The organism is Stenotrophomonas sp. YJH_SMC_130 (genome assembly GCF_059369035.1).
In genome coordinates, this window is the sequence record NZ_JCAFSH010000002.1 from 404269 (window position 1) to 425386 (window position 21118).

Consider the following 21118-nt stretch of genomic DNA (forward strand, 5'->3'; position numbering starts at 1 on the left):
ATGAACGACGCGATCCGCACCGACACCATCGTGGCCATCGCCAGCGCTCCGGGCGCCGGCGGTGTCGGCCTGCTGCGCCTGTCCGGCCCGCGCGCTGCAGCGATTGCCAATGCGCTGGGCGCACCTGCATTGCGTCCGCGCCACGCGCACTACGCGCGCCTGCGTGATGCTGACGGCGAGGTCATCGACGATGGCATCGTGCTGTGGTTCCCGGCACCGAACAGCTTCACCGGCGAAGAAGTGGTGGAACTGCAGGGCCATGGCAGCCCCGTGCTGCTGCAGCAACTGGTTGCGCGCTGCATCGCGCTCGGTGCACGCCAGGCGCGGCCGGGTGAGTTCAGCGAACGCGCTTTCCTCAACGGCAAGCTCGACCTGGCCCAGGCCGAAGCCATCGCCGACCTGATCGCGGCCGGCGACAATCGCGCCGCGCGCGCCGCGCGACGTTCGCTGGATGGTGTGTTCTCGCGGCGCATCGACGCCGTGGTCGAGCAACTGGTGCTGCTGCGCATCCACGTGGAAGCGGCCATCGACTTCGCCGACGAACCGCTGGATACCCTCGGTGGCGCGCAGGTGCGGCGTGGGCTGGAACAGGCGCGCAGTGATCTGGCCCTGCTGCGCCGCGACGCCGAACGCGGCCGTCGCCTGCGCGACGGCCTGCATGCGGTGCTGATCGGTCCGCCGAACGCGGGCAAGAGTTCATTGCTGAACGCGCTGGCCGGCAGCGAGCGCGCCATCGTCACCGACATCGCCGGCACCACCCGCGACACGCTGCGCGAGACCATCCGCCTGGACGGCCTGGAGCTGACCCTGGTCGACACTGCTGGCCTGCGCGACGGCGGCGACGCCATCGAACGCGAAGGCATGCGCCGCGCGCACGTGGAAATCGAGCGCACCGACCTGGCGCTGATCGTGCTGGATGCGCGCGATCCGGCTGCGGGAGAAGCCGCACTGGGTGAGGCCGTGGCAGCGGTGCCGCACAAGGTCTATATCCACAACAAGTCGGACCTGCTGGCGGCGCTGCCGACGCTGGATGATCCGGGCCGCGTCTTCGTTTCGGCTGCGACCGGCGCCGGGCTCGAAAATCTGCACGCGCGTTTGCGCTCGATTGCTTCGGCCGGGGCAGGGGAGCAGGTGGACGGTGAGTTCTCCGCGCGCACGCGCCATGTGCATGCCATCGAGCGAGCGCAGGAACACGCGCAGCGCGCCGATGGCGAGCTGGCGAATGAGCACCTGGAACTGGCCGCCGAGGAATTGCGGCTGGCCCATGACGCACTGGGCGAGATCACCGGGCAGATGAGTGCCGATGATCTGCTGGGAAGGATCTTCTCCAGTTTCTGCATCGGCAAGTAACTGTAGAGCCGAGCCCGTGCTCGGCTGTTCTACCGGTCAGCCGAGCATGGGCTCGGCTCTACAGGTGCAGGCTTCCCCCACCTGTCACATTGCCGCCGCATACTGACGGCCATCACATACCGCTTGGGGAAGTCGCAGTGAAGTCGTGGGGTTGTGCGTTGCTGTTGTCGCTGGCCGTGGCACCATCGGTGGCCATGAGTGCTGAATCCTCCACCCCGGCCGCACCCAAGGTGTCGGTCTACGGCCATCGCGGGGCAAGCGCACTGCTGCCCGAGCACACCTTGGCCTCGTATGCGCAGGCGATCGCCGATGGCGCCGACTACATCGAACCGGACCTGGTGATGACCAGGGACGGGGTGATGGTGGCCCGCCACGAGAACGAAATCGGTGGCACCACCGACGTCGCCTCGCATCCGGAGTTCGCCAGCCGCCGCACGAGCAAGGTGATCGACGGTCAGAAGGTCGATGGTTGGTTCACCGAAGACTTCACCCTGGCCGAGCTGAAGACGCTGTACGCACGTGAGCGCCTGCCGGAACTGCGCAGCACCGCCTACGATGGCCAGTTCCGCATTGCCAGCCTGGACGAGATCCTGGCCTTCCTGGTGCAGCAGGCCGGGCGTGCCAACCGCGGCATCGGCCTGGTGCCGGAGATCAAGCACCCGACCTACTTCCAGTCCATCGGCCTGCCGATGGAGGACAAGTTGCTGGCTGCGCTGCGTGGCAACGCGTACACCAATGTCGGGCCGGTCACCATCCAGTCGTTCGAGACCGCCAACCTGCGCTACCTGCGCGGCAGGATCGGCCAGGGCAGCAACATCCGGCTGCTGCAGCTGCTGTGGAAGGGCGATACCCAGCCGGCCGACATCGTCAAGGCCGGCGGCGCGCTGACCTATGCGCAGATGATGACCCCGGCCGGCCTGAAGGACATTGCCGGCTACGCCGATGGTATCGGCCCCGAGCTGCGTTCGATCATTCCACTGGATGCCAAGGGGGCGCTGGGCACGCCGACCTCGCTGGTACGTGATGCGCACGCCGCTGGCCTGATGGTGATTCCGTATACCTTCCGCCCGGAAAACCACTTCCAGCCCAGCAACCTGCGCAAGGGTGCCGACAGCGCGCGCAATGCCGAGGGATCGATTGCCGAGATGCGGGCTTACCTGGCGACGGGCATCGATGCGTTCTTCACCGATGACCCGGCGCTCGGCCGGCAGGCGGTGGATGGGATGGGCGCGGCGGGGAACTGATTCTCCTGGTAGTGCCGGCCGCTGGCCGGCAACGCAAGGACTGCCAACGAAGGTTCATGAGATTGCCGGCCAGCGGCCGGCACTACCCTCACCTCATCCGCGCGGTTCGTCCGGGCGGCGGAACGGGATCACCACGTAGTCCTGGCCCTCGCGCGGCTGCCACAGTACCGGCACGCGCTGCGGTGACGGCGGCTCCAGTTCGTCGTCGGACAGCGGCTCAGCCTCGTCTTCTTCGTCTTCCCAGCTGTAGCGCTGGCGCGGTGGCAGTGGGTCGGCGTTGCGGAACAGCAGCGCGGCGATGATGCCGGCGAAGGCGCCGCCCATGTGCGACTGCCAGGACACACCATCGGCGTGCGGCAGGATGGTCATCAGCATGCCGCCGTAGAACAGCATGCCGATCAGACCGGTGGCGATCGCCGCACGGTCGCGGCGCAGCAGGCCGAGGCTGGCCAGCAGGAACATCAGGCCGTGGGTCACGCCACTGGCGCCCAGGTGCACGCTGCCGGGATTGCCCAGCATCCACGCGCCGAGGCCCGAACCCAGCCACAGCAGGGGCAGCGCGCGTACGGTGGCCTTCGGATACACGCTGCCGGCGAGGGTGCCGAGGATCAGGATCGCGATGCTGTTGGCGGCGATGTGCTCGACCGAGGCATGCAGCATCGGGCCGCCGATCAGGCCGAGCAGGCCCTTGGCTTCCAGCGGTGCGACCGCCCACGGTCGCCAGTCGAACGTGCCCTGCAGGGCGAACACGGCCACCAGCACCAGCACGGCGGCCAGGCTGACATTGAACGCCCGCAGGATGCGTGAGCGATCATTGCGGGGGGCCGGCACGTCGCCGGCGGGCAGGGGCGCGTTGTTGTCCATACCTCAGCAATGGCGGTGACTGGCGCGAAACCAAGGCCACCGTAACGGGAGAGTGGAGGCGGCCGGCGGGACAATCCCACCGGCCGCGCCGTTCAACGGGTCAGGCTCAGGCCTGGCCTTCGCCTTCCTTCGGCGGGTACTTCAGGCTCAGCACCACGGTCGCGGCGATGATCACCGCCACCACGCCCAGCGAGACCGGGGTCGGGATCTTGAACAGGTCGATGATCATCATCTTGATGCCGATGAAGCCCAACACCAGTGCCAGGCCGTACGGCAGCAGGTGGAAGCGGTCGGCCATGCCGGCCAGCAGGAAGAACATCGCGCGCAGGCCCAGCACCGCGAACACGTTGGAGGTGAGCACAATGAACGGGTCGGTGGTGATCGCGAAGATCGCCGGGATGCTGTCCACGGCGAAGATCACGTCGGTGACCGCAATCAGGATCAGCACCGCGAACAGCGGGGTGAACCAGCGCAGGCCATCACGCTTCACGCTCAGCGCGTTGCCGGCGTAGTCCGGCAGCAGGCGCAGGTGCTTGCGCATCCAGCGCAGGGCCGGATTGGTCTCCAGGTCCGGCTCCTGGCCGGCGGCGAACCACATCTTCCAGCCGGTGAACAGCAGGAAGGCACCGAACACGTAGAGCAGCCAATGGAACTGGCTGATCAGCACGCTGCCGGCGAAGATCATGATCGTACGCAGTACGATCGCACCCAGAATGCCGATGATCAGCACCTTCTGGCGTTGCTCCTCCGGCACCGCGAAGTAGCTCATGATCATCAGGAAGACAAAGATGTTGTCGACCGCCAGCGCCTTCTCGACCAGGTAGCCGGTCAGGAACTCGAGGCCGACCTTGTTGGCCACGACCTGGCCGGCGGTCTCATTCAGGTAGTACCAGAGGCCGGCGTTGAACAGCAGGGCCAGCGCGACCCAGCCGATGGACCACCACAGGGCCTCCTTGAAGGTGACCTTGTGCGGTCCACCATGGCGCATCAACACGAGGTCGACCAGCAGGGCGATGACCACCACCGCTGCGAAGCCGCCCCACAACCACACGTTACCGATCGTCTGCATTGGGAATGTCCGTTGGAAAGATGAATGCCAGGCCGGACGGCGAGGATCTGCAACGGAGGATCGGGAGGGGATCCAGGGACAGAGCTTCGCCGGTACGGCGAAGGTCTCGCTCGCAGTTCCAGTCGGCTGGAACTGCCGTTGCACCGGAGCCTGCGGGCTCGAAATGACGGCGACAACGTCTGGGAGCTACTCCCCTTCTGGCGCCGATTCTGCCGTCTGGCCCCGCCGCCGTCAAATGCCGGTTTGCCGGGGTCGGATCCCCAACGGGGCTCCGACCCTGGGCCGTCGCCACACTGGGGTCAGAGCCCCTGCGGGGATCCGACCCCGGCGCCCGGTTTACAATGGGTGGATGAATACCCCCCTTCCGATTGTCCGCCTCAAGAATGCGTGGCGCTCCAGCCACCCGTGGATCTTCCAGAAACTGGTCGAGAAGCCGACCGTCCGGCCCAAGCCCGGTTCCATCGTCGACGTGGTCGGCATCGATGGCGAGTTCATTGGCCGCGGGTTCTACAACGGACACTCGCGCATTGCCGTGCGCATCCTTGAAACCGATCAGAACGTGCCGGTGGATGCCGGCTGGTTCTCGCGCAAGATCGCCCAGGCGGTGTCGCTGCGCCGTGAGGTGCTCAAGCTCGATGCGGTGTCCGACGCCTGGCGTGTCGTGCACAGCGAAGGCGATGGCCTGTCCGGCCTGGTGGTCGACCGCTACGGCGATCTGGTGGTGGTCGAGTTCTTCGCCGCCGGCATGTTCCGCCACCGCGAGTGGATCTACGACGCCCTGCGCGAACAGTTCCCGGGCTGCCGCTTCCACAGCTTCGCCGACGAGCACGTGCAGAAGCAGGAAAGCTTCGATTTCCACGGCAACACCACCACCGAAGCGTCGGTGATCACCGAGTACGGCATCAAGTTCCGCGCCGACCCGGCCGGTGCGCACAAGACCGGCTTCTTCGCCGACCAGCGCGAGAACCGCGAATGGCTGAGCCAGCAGGTGGAAGGCAAGAGTGTGCTCGACCTGTGCTGCAACACCGGCGGTTTTGCCGTATACGCGGCGGCGCGTGGTGCTTCGGAAGTGATCGGGATCGACATCGACGAGGACGTGATCCAGATCGCCAAGGGCAATTCGCGCCTGAACAACGTGCGCCCGAAGTTCATCCAGTCCGATATCTTCCCGTGGCTGCGCGACGCCGCCAACCGCGGTGAGCAGTACGACGTGGTGATCCTGGACCCGGCGAAGATGACCCGCGACCGCGACCAGGTCATCACCGCGCTGAAGAAGTACCTGGACATGAACAAGCTGGCGCTGGGCGTGGTCAAGCCGGGCGGCCTGTTCGCCACCTTCTCCTGCACCGGCCTGGTGGCCGAGGACCAGTTCCTCGACATGCTGCGCCGGGCGGCGTACTTCTCCGGCCGCACGATCCAGATCCTGAAGGTGGCCGGCGCTGGTCCGGACCATCCGTTCATGGCCCACGTGCAGGAATCGCGTTACCTCAAGGCCGTGTTCTGCCGCGTGGTGGATTGACCGCGGGACCGCCGATCTCTGTAGAGCCGAGCCCACGCTCGGCTGATCGGCCTGGCAGCCGAGCATGGGCTCGGCTCTACACAACCAAGACCGACCATGCGCAAAGCCGACCGCCTGTTCCAGCTGGTCAACCTGATCCGCGTGCGCCAGCCGGTGACCGCCGCCGTGCTGGCGGCGGAACTGGGCCTGTCGGTGCGCAGCATCTACCGCTACGTCGATGATCTGTCCGTGGCCGGCATCCCGCTCTATGGCGAGGCCGGTATCGGCTATCGCCTTGATCCCGGTTTCGAACTGCCGCCCCTGAGCCTGGATGCGGCAGAAGCCGAGGCACTGCAGCTGGCCGTGGAGATGCTGGCCTGCAGTGGCGCGGGCGACCTGCAACCTGCGGCGCGTTCGCTGCTGCACAAACTGCAGGCGGCCATGCCCACGCGTGCGACCAGCCCACGCACTGCCCGCGCGCTGCGTGCCATACCCGTTTCGCTGCCGTGCTGGCAGCCACTGCATACGGCTATCGCCGACGGCCGCAGTGTGCAGCTACGATATCGCACGTTGCAGGGCGCATCGAGCGAGCGGACCGTGCACCCGCTTGGCCTGTTCCACTGGGGCCAGCACTGGACACTGGGCAGCTGGTGCGCGCTGCGCCAGGACTACCGCGATTTCCGCCTGGACCAGATCGAAGCCCTCGCTGAAGCAGAGGGGCTGGACCTGCCGGCGCAGGTCGGTCTGGAAGCCTATCTGCGCCACCAACAGCGGGCCTGGGCGCTGCGCGGCCACTGACACCCCGCTGGCAGCAGGGGCTGCGCAGACTGCGCGCTCCTCCCACAAAGGGCATCTCCATGCACCCTGCTTCTTCCGTCCTCGAACTGGCCGTGTTCACCGTCAAACCGCACGCCCGTGCCGACATGCCGATGCTGCGTGAGCGGCTGCGCGCGGCCATCGCGCAGTTTCCCGGTCTGATCGACTACCAGCCGTTCTCGCCGATGGACGGCGACGACCGCTTCGTCGACATCGCGCACTGGCAGGACCTGGCCAGCGCGCAGGCGGCGGCACAGGCGTTCGCCGGTGGTGATGCGCGCTTTGCACCGTACATGGCCGCCATCGATGAGCTGCAGCTGATGCAGCACTTCCTGCCGGGTTGATCGACGCCTGGCACCCGTCTGTCAGTGCCGGGCTCATGCCCGGCCCTACAAAAAGGCCCGGCGCAGCGCTATGGTCGGGCTCTTCCCATTGCCGGTGAGAGCCCATGCCTTCGTTGCGCCACCTGTCCGTCGTGCTCGCCCTGGCGCTGTGCGCGCCGCTGTCGGCCCACGCCATCGAGTTCAGCGCGCAGGAGCTGGCCCGTGCCAAGGCGCTGCAGCAGCGCCTGGTCACGCTCGACAGCCACCTCGATACACCGGCCAATTTCGGCCGAGCCGGTTTTGACATCGAGCAGCGCCACGACCGCAACGCCCTTTCGCAGGTGGATTATCCACGCATGGTCGAAGGCGCGCTGGATGGCGGCTTCTGGGCGATCTACACCGATCAGGGCGACCGCAGCGCCGCAGCGCATCTGGCCGAACGCGACCACGGGTTGCAGCGGTTGATGCAGATCCGCGAGATGCTGGCGGCCAATCCCGAGCGCTTCGCACTGGCGCTGACCGCCGATGATGCCGCGCGGATCAAGGCCGCCGGCAAGCGCGTGGTCTACATCAGCATGGAAAATGCCAGCCCGCTGGTGGCCGACCCCAGCCTGCTTTCGTTCTACCACCGCGCCGGCCTGCGCCTGCTCAGCACCGTGCACTTCGCCAACAACGAGTTCGCCGATTCGGCCACCGATCCCAAGGGGGCCGAGTGGAAGGGCCTGAGCCCGGCCGGCAAGGAGCTGGTGCGGCAGGCGGTGAAGCTGGGCATCGTGATCGACCAGTCACATGCATCGGATGCGGTGTTCGACGATCTGCTGGCAATGATGCCGGTACCGTTCGTGCTGTCGCACAGCTCGGCCAAGGCGGTCTACGACCACCCACGCAATCTCGACGACGCGCGCCTGCGCAAGCTGGCCAAGGCCGGCGGCGTGATCCAGGTGAATGCCTATGGCGGTTACCTGATCGACACCGCAAAGACGCCCGAGCGCAAGCAGGCCGAGGAAGCGCTGAGCAAACAGCTGGGTGGCTGGGAAGGCATGGGCATCGAACAGGGCGTTGCCCTGCTGAAGGCCGAGCAGGCGCTGGACCACGAGCATCCAGTGCGCCATGCCAGCCTGGACGATTTCTTCGCCCACTTCGAGCACATCCTCAAGGTGGTCGGGCCCGAGCACGTGGGCATTGGCCTGGACTGGGATGGCGGCGGTGGCCTGAGTGACCTGCCCGATGTCAGCCAGCTGCCGAAGATCACCGCGTGGCTGCTGCGCAAGGGCTATACCGAGAAGCAGATTGCCGGCATCTGGGGCGGCAACCTGCTGCGGGTGATGCGCCAGGTGCAGGATTACGCCGCAAAGCAGGGCGGTTGAAACGCCCTGCGGTAGTGCCGGCCGCTGGCTGGCATTGCCCCTGTCAACAGGATGCGGGTTGCCGGCCAGCGGCCGGTACTACCGGTGATCCGTCTACTTCGCGATCAGTGCGTGGCGGCGGCTGTACAGGAAGTACAACACCAGGCCGGCCACGTTCCACAGCAGGAAGTACAGCTGAGTGGTGTGCGGCAGGCTGATGAACAGGTAGACGCAGCCCAGTGCGGCCAGCGGGCCGACCACGAAAGCCACCGGCGTGCGGAAGGTGCGCTCGCGGTTCGGCTCGCGCAGGCGCAGCACCACCAGGCAGACACCCACTGCAGTGAACGCGGCCAGGGTGCCGGCATTGGCCAGCGCCGCGATCTCGTCCAGGCGCGCCACGCCGGCCAGCGCCGACACCACCACCGCGGTGAACAGCGTGGTCGCCACTGGCGTGCCGGTGCGTGCGTTGACCTTGGACAGGCCACGCGGCAGCAGGCCATCGCGGCTCATCACGAAGAAGATGCGGCTCTGGCCGTACAGGAAGGCCAGCAGCACGGTCGGCAGCGCGATGATCGCGATCACGCCGATCACCATCGCTGCGGTCGGATGGCCCAGCTGGCGCATGATCAGCGCCAGCGGCTCGGCGCTGTGGCCGAACACCGCGTAGCTCATCGCACCCACCGCAGCCAGCGCCACCAGCACGTAGACGATGGTGCAGCCGATCATCGAACCGATGATGCCGATCGACAGGTCGCGGCCCGGGTTCTTGGTCTCCTCGGCGGCGGTGGAGATCGCATCGAAGCCGTAGAAGGCGAAGAAGATGATCGCTGCCGCCGCCATCACGCCGTGCTCGACGCCATCGGGGCCCATCGACTTGGCAAAGCCGTACGGCATGAACGGCTGCAGGTTGGCGCTGTCGAAGGCGGGCAGGGCCACGGCCACGAAGATGGCCAGCGCGATCAGCTTGAACACCACCAGGATGGCGTTGAGCGTCGCGCTCTCCTTGGTGCCGGCCATCAGCATGCCGGCCACCAGCCAGGTGATGATGATCGCCGGCAGATTGATCATGCCGCCTTCCACATGCGGGCCGGCCGCCAGCCAGGCCGGCAGGTGCACGTTCCAGCCGAACTGGGTATGGACCCATTCGAGGAAGCCGACGAAGTAGCCGGACCAGCCCACCGCCACCGTACTCACCACCAGCGAGTACTCCAGGATCAGGCTCCAGCCCACCACCCAGGCAAACACCTCGCCCAGCGCGCTGTAGCTGTAGGTGTAGGCACTGCCGGCGGCCGGCATCATCGTCGACAGCTCGGCGTAGGACAGCGCCGCACAGGCGCAGACCGCACCGGCGATGGCGAAGGAGATCAGCACGGCCGGGCCGGCCAGATTGGCACCCACGCCGATCAGCGTATAGATGCCGGTACCGACGATGGCACCGATGCCCAGCGCGATCAGGTGCGGCCAGCTGAGCGTCGGGATCAGACGCCTGCCGGCTTCGTGGACGGTGACGGAATCTAGGGACTTGCGCCGGAACAGGGACATGCAGGCCTCGGAAGGGGTGACTAAGAACGACAAGTTCCCGAGTGTGACCGAACGCAGCGCAGCATTACCACTGACGGGGGTCATGCATGGCGGGGCGCGCGCTGCGCCCCGGCCAGGCTGCCGGAATCGGCATAAAGGGCCGTCGGCCCGGTGCCGCCTCAGGGAGTGCTGGGCCAGTGGCAGCCGTCTTCCTGCCAGGCCTCGGGGTCATCGTGGAAGGCGGTGGTGCGGCCGTCGCGGGCGCGTTCGTAGCTCAGGTCCAGCACCAGCGCGCCCTGGGTGCTCAGCCGGTAGCGGCCGTTGACCCGTCCGTCGATGCGCTCTTCCCAGACTCTGTCGAACTGGTAGGGGCGATCCTCGGCCAGCACCGTGGTTTCCAGCGAAACCCGGCGCAACCGCAGGCGTTCGCGATGTCCGGCGTAGCGCACGTCGGACTGCCCGTCCTCCAGCCAGCGCCATTCCAGGTGGATGCTGCCGTTGCGACCGCCGGTCAGGCAGCGATGGTCCTGTACGGTGGCGCCAGAGGCGGTGCCGGCGAACAGCAGGGCCAGGCCGAGCAGCGGCAGCCGCCCGTTCATCCGTTCAGCCCCAACCGGATGCCGAACCCCACCAGGAACAGGCCGGCCACGCGGCGCAGCGCGTCGCTGATCCGCGGGTGCTGGATCAGCCGGCGACGGGCCAGGTTGCCCACGCCGATCAGCATCGAGCAGTAGGCGATGCTGACCACCAGGATGATGCCGGCCAGCGCCGCGAAGGTGGCGATGCCCTGATGTGCCTTGGGATCGATGAACAACGGCAGGAAGGCCATGTAGAACAGGATTGCCTTCGGGTTGAGCAGGCTGACCAGGATCGCCTGCTGGAAGTAGCGGCCCGGCTGCATGCGGATCGGGCCGGCATCACCGCCCTCGTGTTTCGGTGTGCGCAGCAGGCCGATGCCGACCCACACCAGGTAGGCCGCACCCAGGTACTGCACGGCGTGGAACACCAGCGGGTTGGCCTTGAGCAGCGCGGCCACGCCGGCCAGCGCGAGCCACATCAGGATCTGGTCGCCGACCAGCAGGCCGGCCAGTGCGGTGTAACCGCCGCGCACGCCACCACGGCCGGTGGCGGTCAGCAGGGTGAAGGTACCGGGGCCGGGCAGGGCGAGAAACACCAGCACGGCGACCAGAAACGTCCACAGGTCCTGGATGCCCATCCACGGCATGGCGGCGTTCTCTCTTACGGGGGGCCGCCATTGTCGGCCAGCGCCGGGACTGGCGACAGGGGGCCGGCAGGACCCTCGGGCATGCCAGACAGCAGAGGTTGCAGGTGCTGGCGCAGCTGCGCGTGCAGCTGCCGCACCGCCGGCGAGAACTGTTTGCGGTGCGGGCAGACCAGCTGCAACGGTATGTGGCTGCCGATGCCGTCGAGCAGCAGCTGCAGGCGTCCTGCGAGCACATCCTCGCGCAGGTCCAGCCAGGATTTGTAGGTGATGCCTTCGCCGGCCACCGCCCAGCGCCGCACCACATCGGCGTCATCGCAGACCAGCGGGCCGCGCACCGGAATCACGCTGCGGCGCCCGTCGACCTCGAACGACCAGCGATCATAGGCGCGGCCACTGAGCTGGTAGACCAGGCAATCATGCTCGCGCAGATCCTCCAGGCGCGTGGGCGTGCCGCGCCGCTGCAGATAGCCGGGTGACGCCGCGAGTACGCGCCGATTGCCTTCCAGCAGGGGCAGGGCCACGTAGTTGGCGTCGTCGAAGTGGCCGATGCGGATGGCCACGTCGACCGGGTCGCGGAACACGTCGGCCACTTCGTCGGACAGGCGCAGGTGCAGGCGCAGCCGGGGGTGCGCGGCGCGAAAGGCGCTCAGCCAGGGCAGCAGCAGATTTCGACCGAAGTCCGACGGCGCCGACAGCTGCAGGGTGCCGTGCAGTTCGGTGTCTTCGCCCTGCACGCGCGCCTGGCCCTCGCGCAGGGTGGCCAGCACCTCCTGCGCATACGGCAGGTACAGCGCCCCCTCGCCGGTCAGGCGCAGGCTGCGCGTGGTGCGCACGAACAGGCGCAGGTCCAGCTCGCGTTCCAGCCGCGCCACCGCCGCAGCAACCTGCCCCGGCAGCAGGTCGGCTTCGCGGGCCGCCTGCGAGAAGCTGCCCAGTGCGGCAGTACGGACGAACAGCTGCAGATCGTCGAAGCGGATCATCTTCATCGCCAGAGTGAAAGTGCTGCCCGATTCTGCGCCTTTCCGAGGGACCGCGTGCGGCGCAACCTGTCGCCTCCTTCCCCACTGGACCGCTGCCATGCGCGCCATTGCCTACACCCAAGCCGGCCTGCCGATCGATGACGCCCAGGCCCTGATCGACATTGAACTGGAACTGCCGCAGCCCGGCCCGCGTGACCTGCGGGTGGCGGTACGCGCGGTGGCGGTGAACCCGGTCGACACCAAGGTCCGCCGTGGCGTGGCCACCGACGGCCCGCGCGTGCTGGGCTGGGATGCGGTCGGCATTGTTGATGCGGTGGGCAGCGAGGTGACCCTGTTCCAGCCCGGCGACGCGGTCTACTATGCCGGCGTCATCGACCGCCCGGGCAGCAATGCGCAGTACCAGCTGGTGGACGAGCGCAGCGTCGGGCGCAAGCCGGCCAGTCTCGACGATGCCGCCGCCGCAGCGTTGCCACTGACTGCAATCACCGCCTGGGAGCTGCTGTTCGACCGCCTGCGCATCCCGGAGGGTGGTGGCGAAGGCCAGACCCTGCTGGTGATCGGTGCTGCCGGTGGTGTTGGTTCGATCCTGGTGCAGCTGGCACGGAAGCTGACCAGGCTGACCGTGATCGGCACCGCCTCGCGCCCGGATACCCAGGACTGGGCGTACGCAATGGGGGCACACCACGTGATCGACCACAGCCTGCCGCTGGCCGAGGGACTGGCGCGGCTCGGCATCAGCGAGGTGCAGCATGTCGCCAGCCTGACCCACTCCGACCAGTACTACGCGCAGATCGTCGAACTGCTGGCACCGCAGGGCCAACTGGGGCTGATCGATGACCCGGGCCAGATGGACGTGATGGCGCTCAAGCGCAAGGCACTGTCACTGCACTGGGAGTCGATGTTCACCCGGCCGCTGTACCGCACCGCCGACATGCAGCGCCAGCACGACCTGTTGAACCGTGTGGCCGAGCTGATCGATACGGGCGTGCTGCACACCACCCTGGGCGAGCACTTCGGGCGCATCGACGCGGCCAACCTGCGGCGTGCCCACGCGCTGCTGGAAAGCCAGCGCGCCAAGGGCAAGATCGTGCTGGAAGGCTGGTAACACCCGGTTTTTCCTGTAGAGCCGAGCCCACGCTCGGCTGCCGTCAGCGCACGCCGCTCAGCCGAGCATGGGCTCGGCTCTACAGAGATTCATCCACGAATGGCATGGATCCACCGTGTCGACCCAGGTCGACACCTGCTAACAGCGGCCGGCACCTCCCCTCAGGCCACGCCGTTGTCGACGTGGGCGGTGAAGCCCGGTTGCTCGCGCAGCCGTTCGAACCACGCCGAGAGGTGTGGCAGCACGGGCTTGTTGCCGGGTGTGCTGCGCCAGCGCTGGGCCGACAGCCCGAGCACGATGTCGGCCAGGGTGAAGGCGTTGCCCGCCACGTAGCCGTTGGTGGCGGCCAGCTGTGCATCAAGCACAGCCATCAGCCGGTTCCACTGCGCCAGGCTGGCCTCGGCGCGGGCATCGTCCGGGTAGTCCGGATGCTGGCGCACGCGCGCCATGAACACGTGCCGCCAGGCGTTGTTGAGGTCGCTGGCCTGCCAGTCCATCCACTGCTCGACCTGGGCGCGGCCCTGCGCCGTACCGGGCAGCAGGTCATCACGGCCAGCACGTGCGGCCAGGTAGCGGCAGATGCTGTTCGATTCCCACAGCACGAAGCCGCCATCGCGCAGGACCGGCACCTGCCGGTTCGGATTCAACGTGGCCAGCAGGTCCGCCGGTGGTTCTGGCTCGTGCTGGAGTGGCAGGTCGAGGCCGGCGCACAGCCACAGCACCTTGCGCACGTTGATGGAGGTCGGCTTTCCGTACAGAGCGAGCATGGTCCTGACGCAGCAGCTGAGACTCGGCCAGCCTACACTTGCCCCATGCAAACCGAATACCTGCTCATTGCCGGCCTTCTATTGGCCGTGCTCATCCTGCAGCTGGTCGCCCTGCTGCGCCGCCCGCCGCATGACCGCCTGGAACAGGCCGTGCGCGAGGAGGCGCGCGCCGGGCGCAGCGAACTGCGCGAACAGCTCGATGGCTTCGCCCGCGCGCTGACCGATCTGTCCACCCGCACCGATCAGCGCCTGGACCTGCTGCGCGAAGCGCTGGGCGAAGATGCCCGCAAAGCGCGCGCCGAAGTGGCCGACAGCCAGCAGCGCGGCGCAGCATTGATGGGGCAGCGGCTGCAGGAACTGCGCGGCCAGCTGGAGACCTTCGGCCAGCAGCAGGAGGCACGCATCCATGCGTTTGGCCAGCAGCTGCAGGAGCTCACTGCGCGCACCGATACCCAGCTCGGGGCGCTGCGCCAGACCCTGGTGGACGATGCACGCAAGGGCCGCGAGGAGGGCGCGCTGTCGCAGCAGCGCCTGACCGACAGTCTGGGCCTGCGCCTGCAGGAACTGACACAGCGCAACGAGCAGCGCATCGCCGAGATGCGCGCCACGCTGGAGGAACAGCTGCGCGCGCTGCAGAACGACAACGCGCAGAAGCTGGAGCAGATGCGCCACACCGTGGACGAGAAGCTGCAGTCGACGCTGGAAACGCGGCTGGGCAATTCCTTCAAGCTCGTCTCCGAGCGCCTGGAACAGGTGCAGCGTGGCCTCGGCGAGATGCAGCAGCTGGCCACCGGCGTCGGCGACCTCAAGCGCGTGCTGACCAACGTCAAGAACCGCGGCAGCTGGGGTGAAGTGCAACTGGAGAACATCCTCGAGCAGACGCTCACCCAGGAGCAGTATGCGCGTGCGGTGAAGGTGCGCCCGGAGAGTGGCGAGATGGTCGATATCGCGGTGCGCCTGCCGGGCCGCAGCAGCGACGACACGCCGGTGTGGCTGCCGATCGACTCCAAGTTCCCGCGCGAGGACTACGAGCGCCTGCTGGACGCACAGGAACAGGGCGATGCCGAAGGCGTGCGCCTGCAGGGCATCCAGCTGGAGCGCGCGGTGCGCGTGCAGGCCAAGTCGATCTGCGACAAGTACATCGTGCCACCGCACACTACGGACTTCGCGGTGATGTTCCTGCCCACCGAAGGCCTGTATGCCGAGGTGATCCGGCGCCCGGGCCTGGTTGACCTGCTGCAGCGCGAGCACCGTGTGGTGGTGGCCGGACCGACCACGGTCACTGCGTTGCTCAACAGCCTGCAGATGGGCTTTCGCACGCTGGCCATTGAAAAGCGATCCAGCGAAGTGTGGAGCCTGCTGGGTGCGGTCAAGAGCGAGTTCGGGAAGTTCGCCGGCATCCTGGAAAAGGCCGAGAAGCAGATCACTACCGTTGGCCGCAGCATCGGCGAGGCCAGCCGCAAGACCCGCACCATCGAACGCCGCCTGCGTGGCGTGGAGTCGCTGGCGTCCGAACAGGCGCAGTCGCTGCTCGGCGACCTGGCCGAGGGTGATGCGGTGGCCGAGGAGGAAGGCAGTGACGGCGAGGGCGATGAGGCCTGAGCCACGCTGACACGCCGCCTGCATCGCCGATGGGTATGCTGGCGGCCTGTCCGCTTCGACCAGGTACCGCCATGCGCCTGCCCCGCTTCACCAGCCTTGTCCTGACCGCGCTGCTCGCCGCCTGCGGCAGCGCGCCAACGACCGTGGGCACGACCACGCAGGCCGCCTCCAGCACCCCCGAAGCGGTCGAGGCCTACCGCGAAGCACGCGACGTCGACTGCCAGGCCGCCGGTGGCACCCTGCAGCGGCTCGGCCGGCTGCAGCGCGAGCAATGCGTGATTCCCTATGCCGACGCCGGCAAGGCCTGCAGCCGCAAAAGCGACTGCACGGGCCAGTGCCTGGCCGCAGGCGAGGCACTGGCCGGCGATGCGGCGTCCGGTACCTGCCAGCGTGATGCCAGCCAGAACTTCGGTTGCCGCCAGCGTATCGAGGACGGCAAGGCGCAGGGCATGATCTGCGTGGATTGAATCCTGCCTGTAGAGCCGAGCCCACGCTCGGCTGATGCCACAGCAGCCGAGCGTAGGCTCGGCTCTACAACTGCGCGCGCGGCGCTATGCTGGTGGGCCATTCCCGCCGTAGCCGGAGCCCCGCGTGAGCACCCCGATCCAGGACATTCCCCTCACCACCATCGACGGCCAGCCGTCCTCGCTTGCCGACTACCAGGGCAAGGTGCTGCTGCTGGTCAACGTCGCCTCCAAGTGCGGCCTGACCCCGCAGTACGAAGGCCTGCAGGCGCTGTATGCGGAAAAGCATGCGCAGGGCCTGGAAGTGCTGGGCTTCCCCGCCAACAACTTCCTTGGCCAGGAGCCGGGCAGCGAGGCCGAGATCCAGCAGTTCTGCCAGCTCACCTACGATGTCAGTTTCCCGATGTTCTCCAAGATCAGCGTGGCTGGCGAGGACACCCACCCGCTGTACCAGCAGCTGACCGCCGCGCAGCCGCAGTCGATCGGCGAAGGCCCGCTGCGCGAGCGCCTGGCCAGCAAGGAGATCCCGATCCATCCGGCACCGGCGGTGCTGTGGAACTTCGAGAAGTTCCTGGTCGGCCGTGATGGCAAGGTGATTGCACGCTTTGCCCCGGACGTGGCGGCCGATGACGTGCGCCTGCGCGACGCCATCGAGGCCGCGCTGGTGGCCTGAGCAAAGCGTGCCAATCCGGGTTGGCACCTGCCGGAAAAGAAAAACCCCGCCGAGGCGGGGTTTTTTCATGCACGGGTTGCAGCGATCAGTTGCTCCAGTTCGGCATCGGCATCGCATCCACGGGGATCGGCGAATTGGCATCGTCATGGCCGCGGTCGCGCTTGCTGCGCAGGTCGTTCTCGATCTGGTAGTTGCGGCGCTGCATCCACGCATCGCGCACCAGCGAGTACTCGTCCACGGCGGTGTCGCGCAGATCATCGATCGCCAGCAGCTGTGCGCGGGTGTCGACCAGCTGCAGGCCCTGCAGGCCGATGCGGACCTTGTCTTCCTCGATGCGGCGGATCGGCGACAACGGGATGTCACCGGCCAGGCCGAACACATCGCGCACGGTACGCGGGCCGAAGAACGGCAGTTCCACGTAGCGCGAACGACGCCAGCCCCAGGCACCCAGGGTCTGGCCAAAATCTTCATTGCGACGCGGCACCATCGCCTTGCTGGCCGGATCGAACAGGCCACCGATGCCCAGCGTGCTGTTCATCAGGAAGCGGCCGAGGCTGTCCCACGCATCGGCACCGCGGCCCTGCAGCAGCTGGTTGGTGATGGTCACCGGTGCGCGCAGGTTGCTGAAGAAGTTGCTGACGCCGGTACGCGCGAAGCGCGGCACCACGTGGGTGTAGGCCGTGGCCAGCGGGCGGGCGATGCCACGGTCGACCGCGTTGTTGAACTTGTGCACCTTGCGGTTGAACGGTTCCCACGGGTCATAGGCGGCCGCACTGCCGGTGTTGCTGGCACCACCGTACAGGGCATCGAAATCATCATCACCGCCCGGTGCAGTGGCCGCGGCGGTCTTGGCCGCATCGGCATCGGCACTGGTTGCGGGCGGGGTCGGCGCCGCAGCGGTGGCGATCGGCGGGCTGTCCACCGGGGCCACCTCGGTCACGCCGGTGTCGGCGGGCGCCGCTTCGGCGGGAGCGCCGGCCGCGACCACGGTGCTGGCGACCGGTGCGTCGCTGCGCGCGGGCTTGCCGGCACAGGCGGTCAGGGCGATGGCCAGGAGGATCAGGGGGAAAGTGCGTACGACGTTCATGTCAGCTCGCAGCAGAAGTAGCGTTGAAGTCCAGGTCGGGCGACAGCCGGTAGGCCGCGCTCAGCTCGTTGAAGCCGGCCGGCGCGCCGGAAATGGCCAGCGCATGGCCCGCCTTGCGTGCCCGGGAGGCCAGTTCGGCCAGCAGGGCCAGGCCGGCGCTGTCCACGCGCTCGACCTCGCCCAGCTCCAGCCGCGCCAGCTTGGCTGGCAGGGCCTGCAGTTGCGGCCACAGTGCAATCACCGCGGCACGGTCGAGCACCCCGCGCAGGCGCAGGGTGTCGCCTTCCAGCAGCGCCAGTGCGTTACTTGCCATTGCCCGCCGGCCCGGCCTGCATGCTGCCGCTGTGCAGCTCGCTGGCCACCTGCTTGATGCCCTTCTGGCGCAAGGGCGTATCGAACTGGTTGCGGAAGGTCTGCACGTAGGAAATGCCTTCGATGTTGACGTCGAAGATCTTCCACTGGCCGTTCACGTTGCGCATCCAGTACTCGACCGGGGTCGGTTCGTTGCCGGCGCGCACCAGTTCGGTGCTGACGCGCACGCCACGGTTGCCCGGCAGCGGGCTTTCACCCTTCAGGCGGAAGCTCGGCTTGCCCTGGATGTTGAGCAGGGTCGAACCGTAGCGCTGCATCAGGCTGTCGGCCATCGCATCGGCGAACAGCTTGATGTCGGCGTCGGAGGCGCCGCGGGCGTGCGGGCCCAGCACCAGGCGTGCCGCATAGTCGCGGTCAAAGGTGCGGTTCAGTTCGCTGTCGATGTAGCTGCGCAGGCTGGCCGGGTTGCTGCTGAACTCGCTGCGGCGCTGCTGCAGCGTGGTGAGAATGCGCGTGCTGGCATCGATCACCACCTTGCCGGCCTGGCCCTGCGCTGCGGCAGCGGCGGGGGCGGCGGCCTGGGCCTGGGCAAGGAACGGGGTGGCCATCAGCAGCGCCGAGGCGAGCAGGGCGGGGATCAGTTTCATTTTCATGGTTGCGGTTCCGTTGCAGGCGCCTGCGCGCCATCGTTGGGCTTCTGAGCAGCGCCGCCACCGGCGCCGCCACTGAACATGTACTTGCCGACCAGCTGGATCAGGTCCACCGCCGGCTGGGTGAAGACGATCTCGTCACCGGCCTTCAGCACGTCCGGGTCACCGCCCGGCTGCAGACCGATATAGCTCTCGCCGAGCAAACCACTGGTGAAGATGCCCGCCGAGGTGTCCGCCGGCAGGTCCTTGACCTTGCTGTCCATGCGCAGGGTCACGATGGATTCGAACTTCACCGGATCCAGGTCGATCGAGGCGACCTGGCCGACGGTGACGCCGCCGATCTTCACCGGCGCCTGCTTGCGCAGCTGGCCGACCTGGGAGAAGCGCGCCTTCAGCTCGTAGCCCTGGCTGCCCCAGCTCCAGCGCTGGTTGGTCGAGGCCACGGCCAGCACCATCAGCGAGGCCAGGGCCAGCAGCAGGAATGCGCCAACAGAGAATTCGAGTCTGGGACCGCGGATGGCCATGTGGATTACCTGATCGAGTCGTGGTGGCCGCGCGCGCCTGCGCACCGCCGGTGGAGGGGTTAGGTGAACAACATTGCCGACAGCACGAAGTTGAACATCAGCACCAGCAGCGAGGCATTGACCACCGCACGGGTGGTCGCCACCGAGGTGCCCTCGATGGTCGGCTCGGCGTGGAAACCAACATAGGCGGCGACCAGCGCTGCGGTGCCGCCGAAGATCGCCGACTTCAGCATCGCCACGCCGAAGTCATCCCAGAAATCGACGCTGTTGCGCAGTGCCGACCAGAACACGCCATTGTCCAGGCCCAGCACATGCACCGCTTCGAAGTAGCTGGCGCTGATCGCCAGCGAGCAGAAGATGCCGGTCAGCAGTGGCACGGTCAGCACCGCCGCCCAGAAGCGCGGTGCGACGGCTTTGGCCACCGGGTCGATCGCCATCAGCTCCAGTGCCTTGATCTGGTCGGTGGCGCGCATCAGGCCCAGTTCGGCGGCGATCGAGCTGCCGGCGCGGCCGATGAACAGCAGCGCGGTCAGCACCGGCGCCAGTTCCCGGTACAGCGACAGGCCGAGCAGGGTCGACAGCGCGTCGGCCGCACCGAAGGTGGTCAGCGTGCGGTAGCCCTGCAGGGTCAGCACCAGGCCGACGAAGGCACCACCGACGGCGATGATCGGCAGCGAGCGTGCGCCGATCTTGTAGATCTCGCGGGTCAGCTCGGCCAGGAAATCACGGGTCGGCAGCGAACCACGCAGCACGGTCAGCGAGAACAGGCCGGCGCGACCCAGCGAGCGGGTGGCTTGGACGAACGGCATCAGGCGACCCTCGCGCGCGGCGCGGCATCGAACGGAATGGGGCCATCGGGCTGGCCGTGCAGGAACTGCCGCAGCAGCGGGTCCTGGCTGGACTGCAGCGCCTCGGGCGTGCCCTGGAACACGATGCCGCCATTGGCGATGGCGATCACCTGGTCGCAGATCGGCAGGGTCTCGTGCACGTGGTGACTGACGATGATGCTGGTCAGGCCCAGGCTGTGGTTGAGGCGCTGGATCAGGCTCATGATCACGCCGGAGGCGATCGGGTCCAGCCCGGTCAGCGGCTCGTCGTAGATCATCAGTGGCGGATCCAGTGCCAGCGCGCGGGCCAGCGCGACGCGGCGCGCCATGCCGCCGGACAGTTCGCGCGGCCAGGCATCGGCAGCGGCCAGCAGACCCACGGCATGCAGCTTCATTTCCACCAGGCGGCGCAGCACGGCGGTCGGCAGGCGGGTATGCGTGCGCAGCGGCAGCGCGACGTTTTCGGCGACGGTCAGATCGGTCAGCAGGCCGTTGCCCTGCAGCAGAACACCCACGCTCTTGCGCATTTCCAGCAGCGCGCCGCTGTCATGCGGGATCGGCTTGCCGAACAGGGTGACCTCGCCGGCGACCGGACGCAGTTCGCCGGTCAGTGCCGCCAGCAGGGTGGACTTGCCACTGCCGGACGGGCCCAGCACGGCCGTGATGCTGCCCTTGGGCACCTGCAGCGACACGTCGCGCAGGATCGTGCGCCCGCTCCGGTCGATGCGGACGTTGGATAACTGCACCAGACTGGAGGTGGAAGCCGACATGGGCACCATTAACGTTTTTTAGACATCGAAGGATCGGGCCCATCGGCTGAACATAAGCAGACTGGACGGTCCAGTATTGTGGCACGGCATGACCCTTGCCA

At 67.5% G+C, this 21118-nt stretch carries 23 protein-coding genes; 10 read left to right on the forward strand and 13 right to left on the reverse strand.

The window, feature by feature from the left end; genetic code table 11:
* Together mnmE and AC5P5V_RS06005 are read left to right on the forward strand one after the other, a co-directional pair.
* Complete coding sequence (gene mnmE, locus AC5P5V_RS06000) at positions 1 to 1350, forward strand: tRNA uridine-5-carboxymethylaminomethyl(34) synthesis GTPase MnmE (protein ID WP_231352418.1); 1350 nt, start codon at positions 1 to 3, stop codon at positions 1348 to 1350.
* Positions 1351 to 1487: 137 nt separating this feature from the next.
* Complete coding sequence (locus AC5P5V_RS06005; RefSeq protein WP_111201476.1) at positions 1488 to 2594, forward strand: glycerophosphodiester phosphodiesterase; 1107 nt, start codon at positions 1488 to 1490, stop codon at positions 2592 to 2594.
* Between the two features lie 93 nt (positions 2595 to 2687).
* Here AC5P5V_RS06005 and AC5P5V_RS06010 read toward each other — a convergent pair whose 3' ends face one another.
* A complete protein-coding gene (locus tag AC5P5V_RS06010) occupies positions 2688 to 3458 on the reverse strand; it encodes a rhomboid family intramembrane serine protease (RefSeq protein ID WP_134955687.1) in 771 nt (256 codons plus the stop codon).
* Between the two features lie 106 nt (positions 3459 to 3564).
* Positions 3565 to 4527, reverse strand: a complete 963-nt coding sequence (locus AC5P5V_RS06015; RefSeq protein ID WP_134968175.1) for a TerC family protein — start codon at positions 4525 to 4527, stop codon at positions 3565 to 3567.
* 349 nt (positions 4528 to 4876) lie between these two features.
* Between AC5P5V_RS06015 and AC5P5V_RS06020 the strand changes: the two genes are divergently transcribed.
* From AC5P5V_RS06020 to AC5P5V_RS06035, 4 genes are all read left to right on the forward strand, one after another.
* Positions 4877 to 6046: a class I SAM-dependent rRNA methyltransferase gene (locus AC5P5V_RS06020; RefSeq protein ID WP_049417152.1), complete on the forward strand. Its 1170-nt coding sequence runs from the start codon at positions 4877 to 4879 to the stop codon at positions 6044 to 6046.
* Between the two features lie 96 nt (positions 6047 to 6142).
* The gene (locus tag AC5P5V_RS06025) at positions 6143 to 6823 is read left to right on the forward strand and encodes a helix-turn-helix transcriptional regulator (RefSeq protein WP_061480426.1); all 681 of its coding nucleotides are present in this window, start codon (positions 6143 to 6145) and stop codon (positions 6821 to 6823) included.
* A 59-nt stretch (positions 6824 to 6882) separates the two neighbouring features.
* Positions 6883 to 7185 (forward strand): antibiotic biosynthesis monooxygenase, encoded by a 303-nt coding sequence (locus AC5P5V_RS06030; RefSeq protein WP_061480425.1) that lies wholly within the window; start codon positions 6883 to 6885, stop codon positions 7183 to 7185.
* Between the two features lie 104 nt (positions 7186 to 7289).
* Entirely contained in the window at positions 7290 to 8531 is a 1242-nt protein-coding gene (locus tag AC5P5V_RS06035; protein WP_134968176.1) for a dipeptidase, read from the forward strand.
* 93 nt (positions 8532 to 8624) lie between these two features.
* On the opposite strand, the gene AC5P5V_RS06040 is transcribed toward AC5P5V_RS06035, so the two are convergent.
* The 4 genes from AC5P5V_RS06040 to AC5P5V_RS06055 form a co-directional block, all read right to left on the reverse strand.
* Positions 8625 to 10052 (reverse strand): amino acid permease, encoded by a 1428-nt coding sequence (locus AC5P5V_RS06040; protein WP_134968177.1) that lies wholly within the window; start codon positions 10050 to 10052, stop codon positions 8625 to 8627.
* 158 nt (positions 10053 to 10210) lie between these two features.
* Entirely contained in the window at positions 10211 to 10630 is a 420-nt protein-coding gene (locus tag AC5P5V_RS06045; protein WP_134968178.1) for a hypothetical protein, read from the reverse strand.
* Entirely contained in the window at positions 10627 to 11256 is a 630-nt protein-coding gene (leuE, locus tag AC5P5V_RS06050) for a leucine efflux protein LeuE (protein WP_049417162.1), read from the reverse strand. Before leuE ends, AC5P5V_RS06045 begins: the two co-directional genes overlap by 4 nt.
* Positions 11257 to 11270: 14 nt before the next feature.
* Entirely contained in the window at positions 11271 to 12242 is a 972-nt protein-coding gene (locus AC5P5V_RS06055) for a LysR family transcriptional regulator (RefSeq protein WP_134968179.1), read from the reverse strand.
* Between the two features lie 91 nt (positions 12243 to 12333).
* On the opposite strand from AC5P5V_RS06055, the gene AC5P5V_RS06060 reads away from it, so the two are divergent.
* Positions 12334 to 13341: a zinc-binding alcohol dehydrogenase family protein gene (locus tag AC5P5V_RS06060; protein ID WP_134968180.1), complete on the forward strand. Its 1008-nt coding sequence runs from the start codon at positions 12334 to 12336 to the stop codon at positions 13339 to 13341.
* Between the two features lie 161 nt (positions 13342 to 13502).
* Here AC5P5V_RS06060 and AC5P5V_RS06065 read toward each other — a convergent pair whose 3' ends face one another.
* Positions 13503 to 14108: a glutathione S-transferase family protein gene (locus AC5P5V_RS06065; protein WP_134968181.1), complete on the reverse strand. Its 606-nt coding sequence runs from the start codon at positions 14106 to 14108 to the stop codon at positions 13503 to 13505.
* A 45-nt stretch (positions 14109 to 14153) separates the two neighbouring features.
* Between AC5P5V_RS06065 and AC5P5V_RS06070 the strand changes: the two genes are divergently transcribed.
* The 3 genes from AC5P5V_RS06070 (at position 14154) to AC5P5V_RS06080 (ending at position 16847) form a co-directional block, all read left to right on the forward strand.
* Positions 14154 to 15710, forward strand: coding sequence for a DNA recombination protein RmuC (locus AC5P5V_RS06070; RefSeq protein WP_134968182.1), 1557 nt, complete (start codon positions 14154 to 14156; stop codon positions 15708 to 15710).
* A 71-nt stretch (positions 15711 to 15781) separates the two neighbouring features.
* Positions 15782 to 16177: a hypothetical protein gene (locus AC5P5V_RS06075; RefSeq protein WP_061480418.1), complete on the forward strand. Its 396-nt coding sequence runs from the start codon at positions 15782 to 15784 to the stop codon at positions 16175 to 16177.
* 124 nt (positions 16178 to 16301) lie between these two features.
* Positions 16302 to 16847, forward strand: a complete 546-nt coding sequence (locus AC5P5V_RS06080; RefSeq protein ID WP_061480417.1) for a glutathione peroxidase — start codon at positions 16302 to 16304, stop codon at positions 16845 to 16847.
* Positions 16848 to 16932: 85 nt separating this feature from the next.
* Here AC5P5V_RS06080 and AC5P5V_RS06085 read toward each other — a convergent pair whose 3' ends face one another.
* From AC5P5V_RS06085 to AC5P5V_RS06110, 6 genes are read right to left on the reverse strand one after another with little or no spacing between them, the layout of a single operon-like run.
* Positions 16933 to 17934 (reverse strand): MlaA family lipoprotein, encoded by a 1002-nt coding sequence (locus AC5P5V_RS06085; RefSeq protein WP_154351674.1) that lies wholly within the window; start codon positions 17932 to 17934, stop codon positions 16933 to 16935.
* Position 17935: 1 nt separating this feature from the next.
* A complete protein-coding gene (locus AC5P5V_RS06090) occupies positions 17936 to 18247 on the reverse strand; it encodes an STAS domain-containing protein (protein WP_049417176.1) in 312 nt (103 codons plus the stop codon).
* A complete protein-coding gene (locus AC5P5V_RS06095; protein ID WP_061480753.1) occupies positions 18237 to 18899 on the reverse strand; it encodes an MlaC/ttg2D family ABC transporter substrate-binding protein in 663 nt (220 codons plus the stop codon). Before AC5P5V_RS06095 ends, AC5P5V_RS06090 begins: the two co-directional genes overlap by 11 nt.
* Positions 18896 to 19420: an outer membrane lipid asymmetry maintenance protein MlaD gene (gene mlaD / locus AC5P5V_RS06100; protein ID WP_005411706.1), complete on the reverse strand. Its 525-nt coding sequence runs from the start codon at positions 19418 to 19420 to the stop codon at positions 18896 to 18898. The genes AC5P5V_RS06095 and mlaD overlap by 4 nt, the downstream gene beginning before the upstream one ends.
* Before the next feature lie 59 nt (positions 19421 to 19479).
* Entirely contained in the window at positions 19480 to 20229 is a 750-nt protein-coding gene (locus AC5P5V_RS06105; RefSeq protein WP_005414955.1) for an MlaE family lipid ABC transporter permease subunit, read from the reverse strand.
* On the reverse strand, positions 20229 to 21017 hold the full coding sequence (locus tag AC5P5V_RS06110; protein ID WP_014039019.1) for an ABC transporter ATP-binding protein: 789 nt from the start codon (positions 21015 to 21017) through the stop codon (positions 20229 to 20231). Before AC5P5V_RS06110 ends, AC5P5V_RS06105 begins: the two co-directional genes overlap by 1 nt.
* Positions 21018 to 21118: the final 101 nt, after the last annotated feature.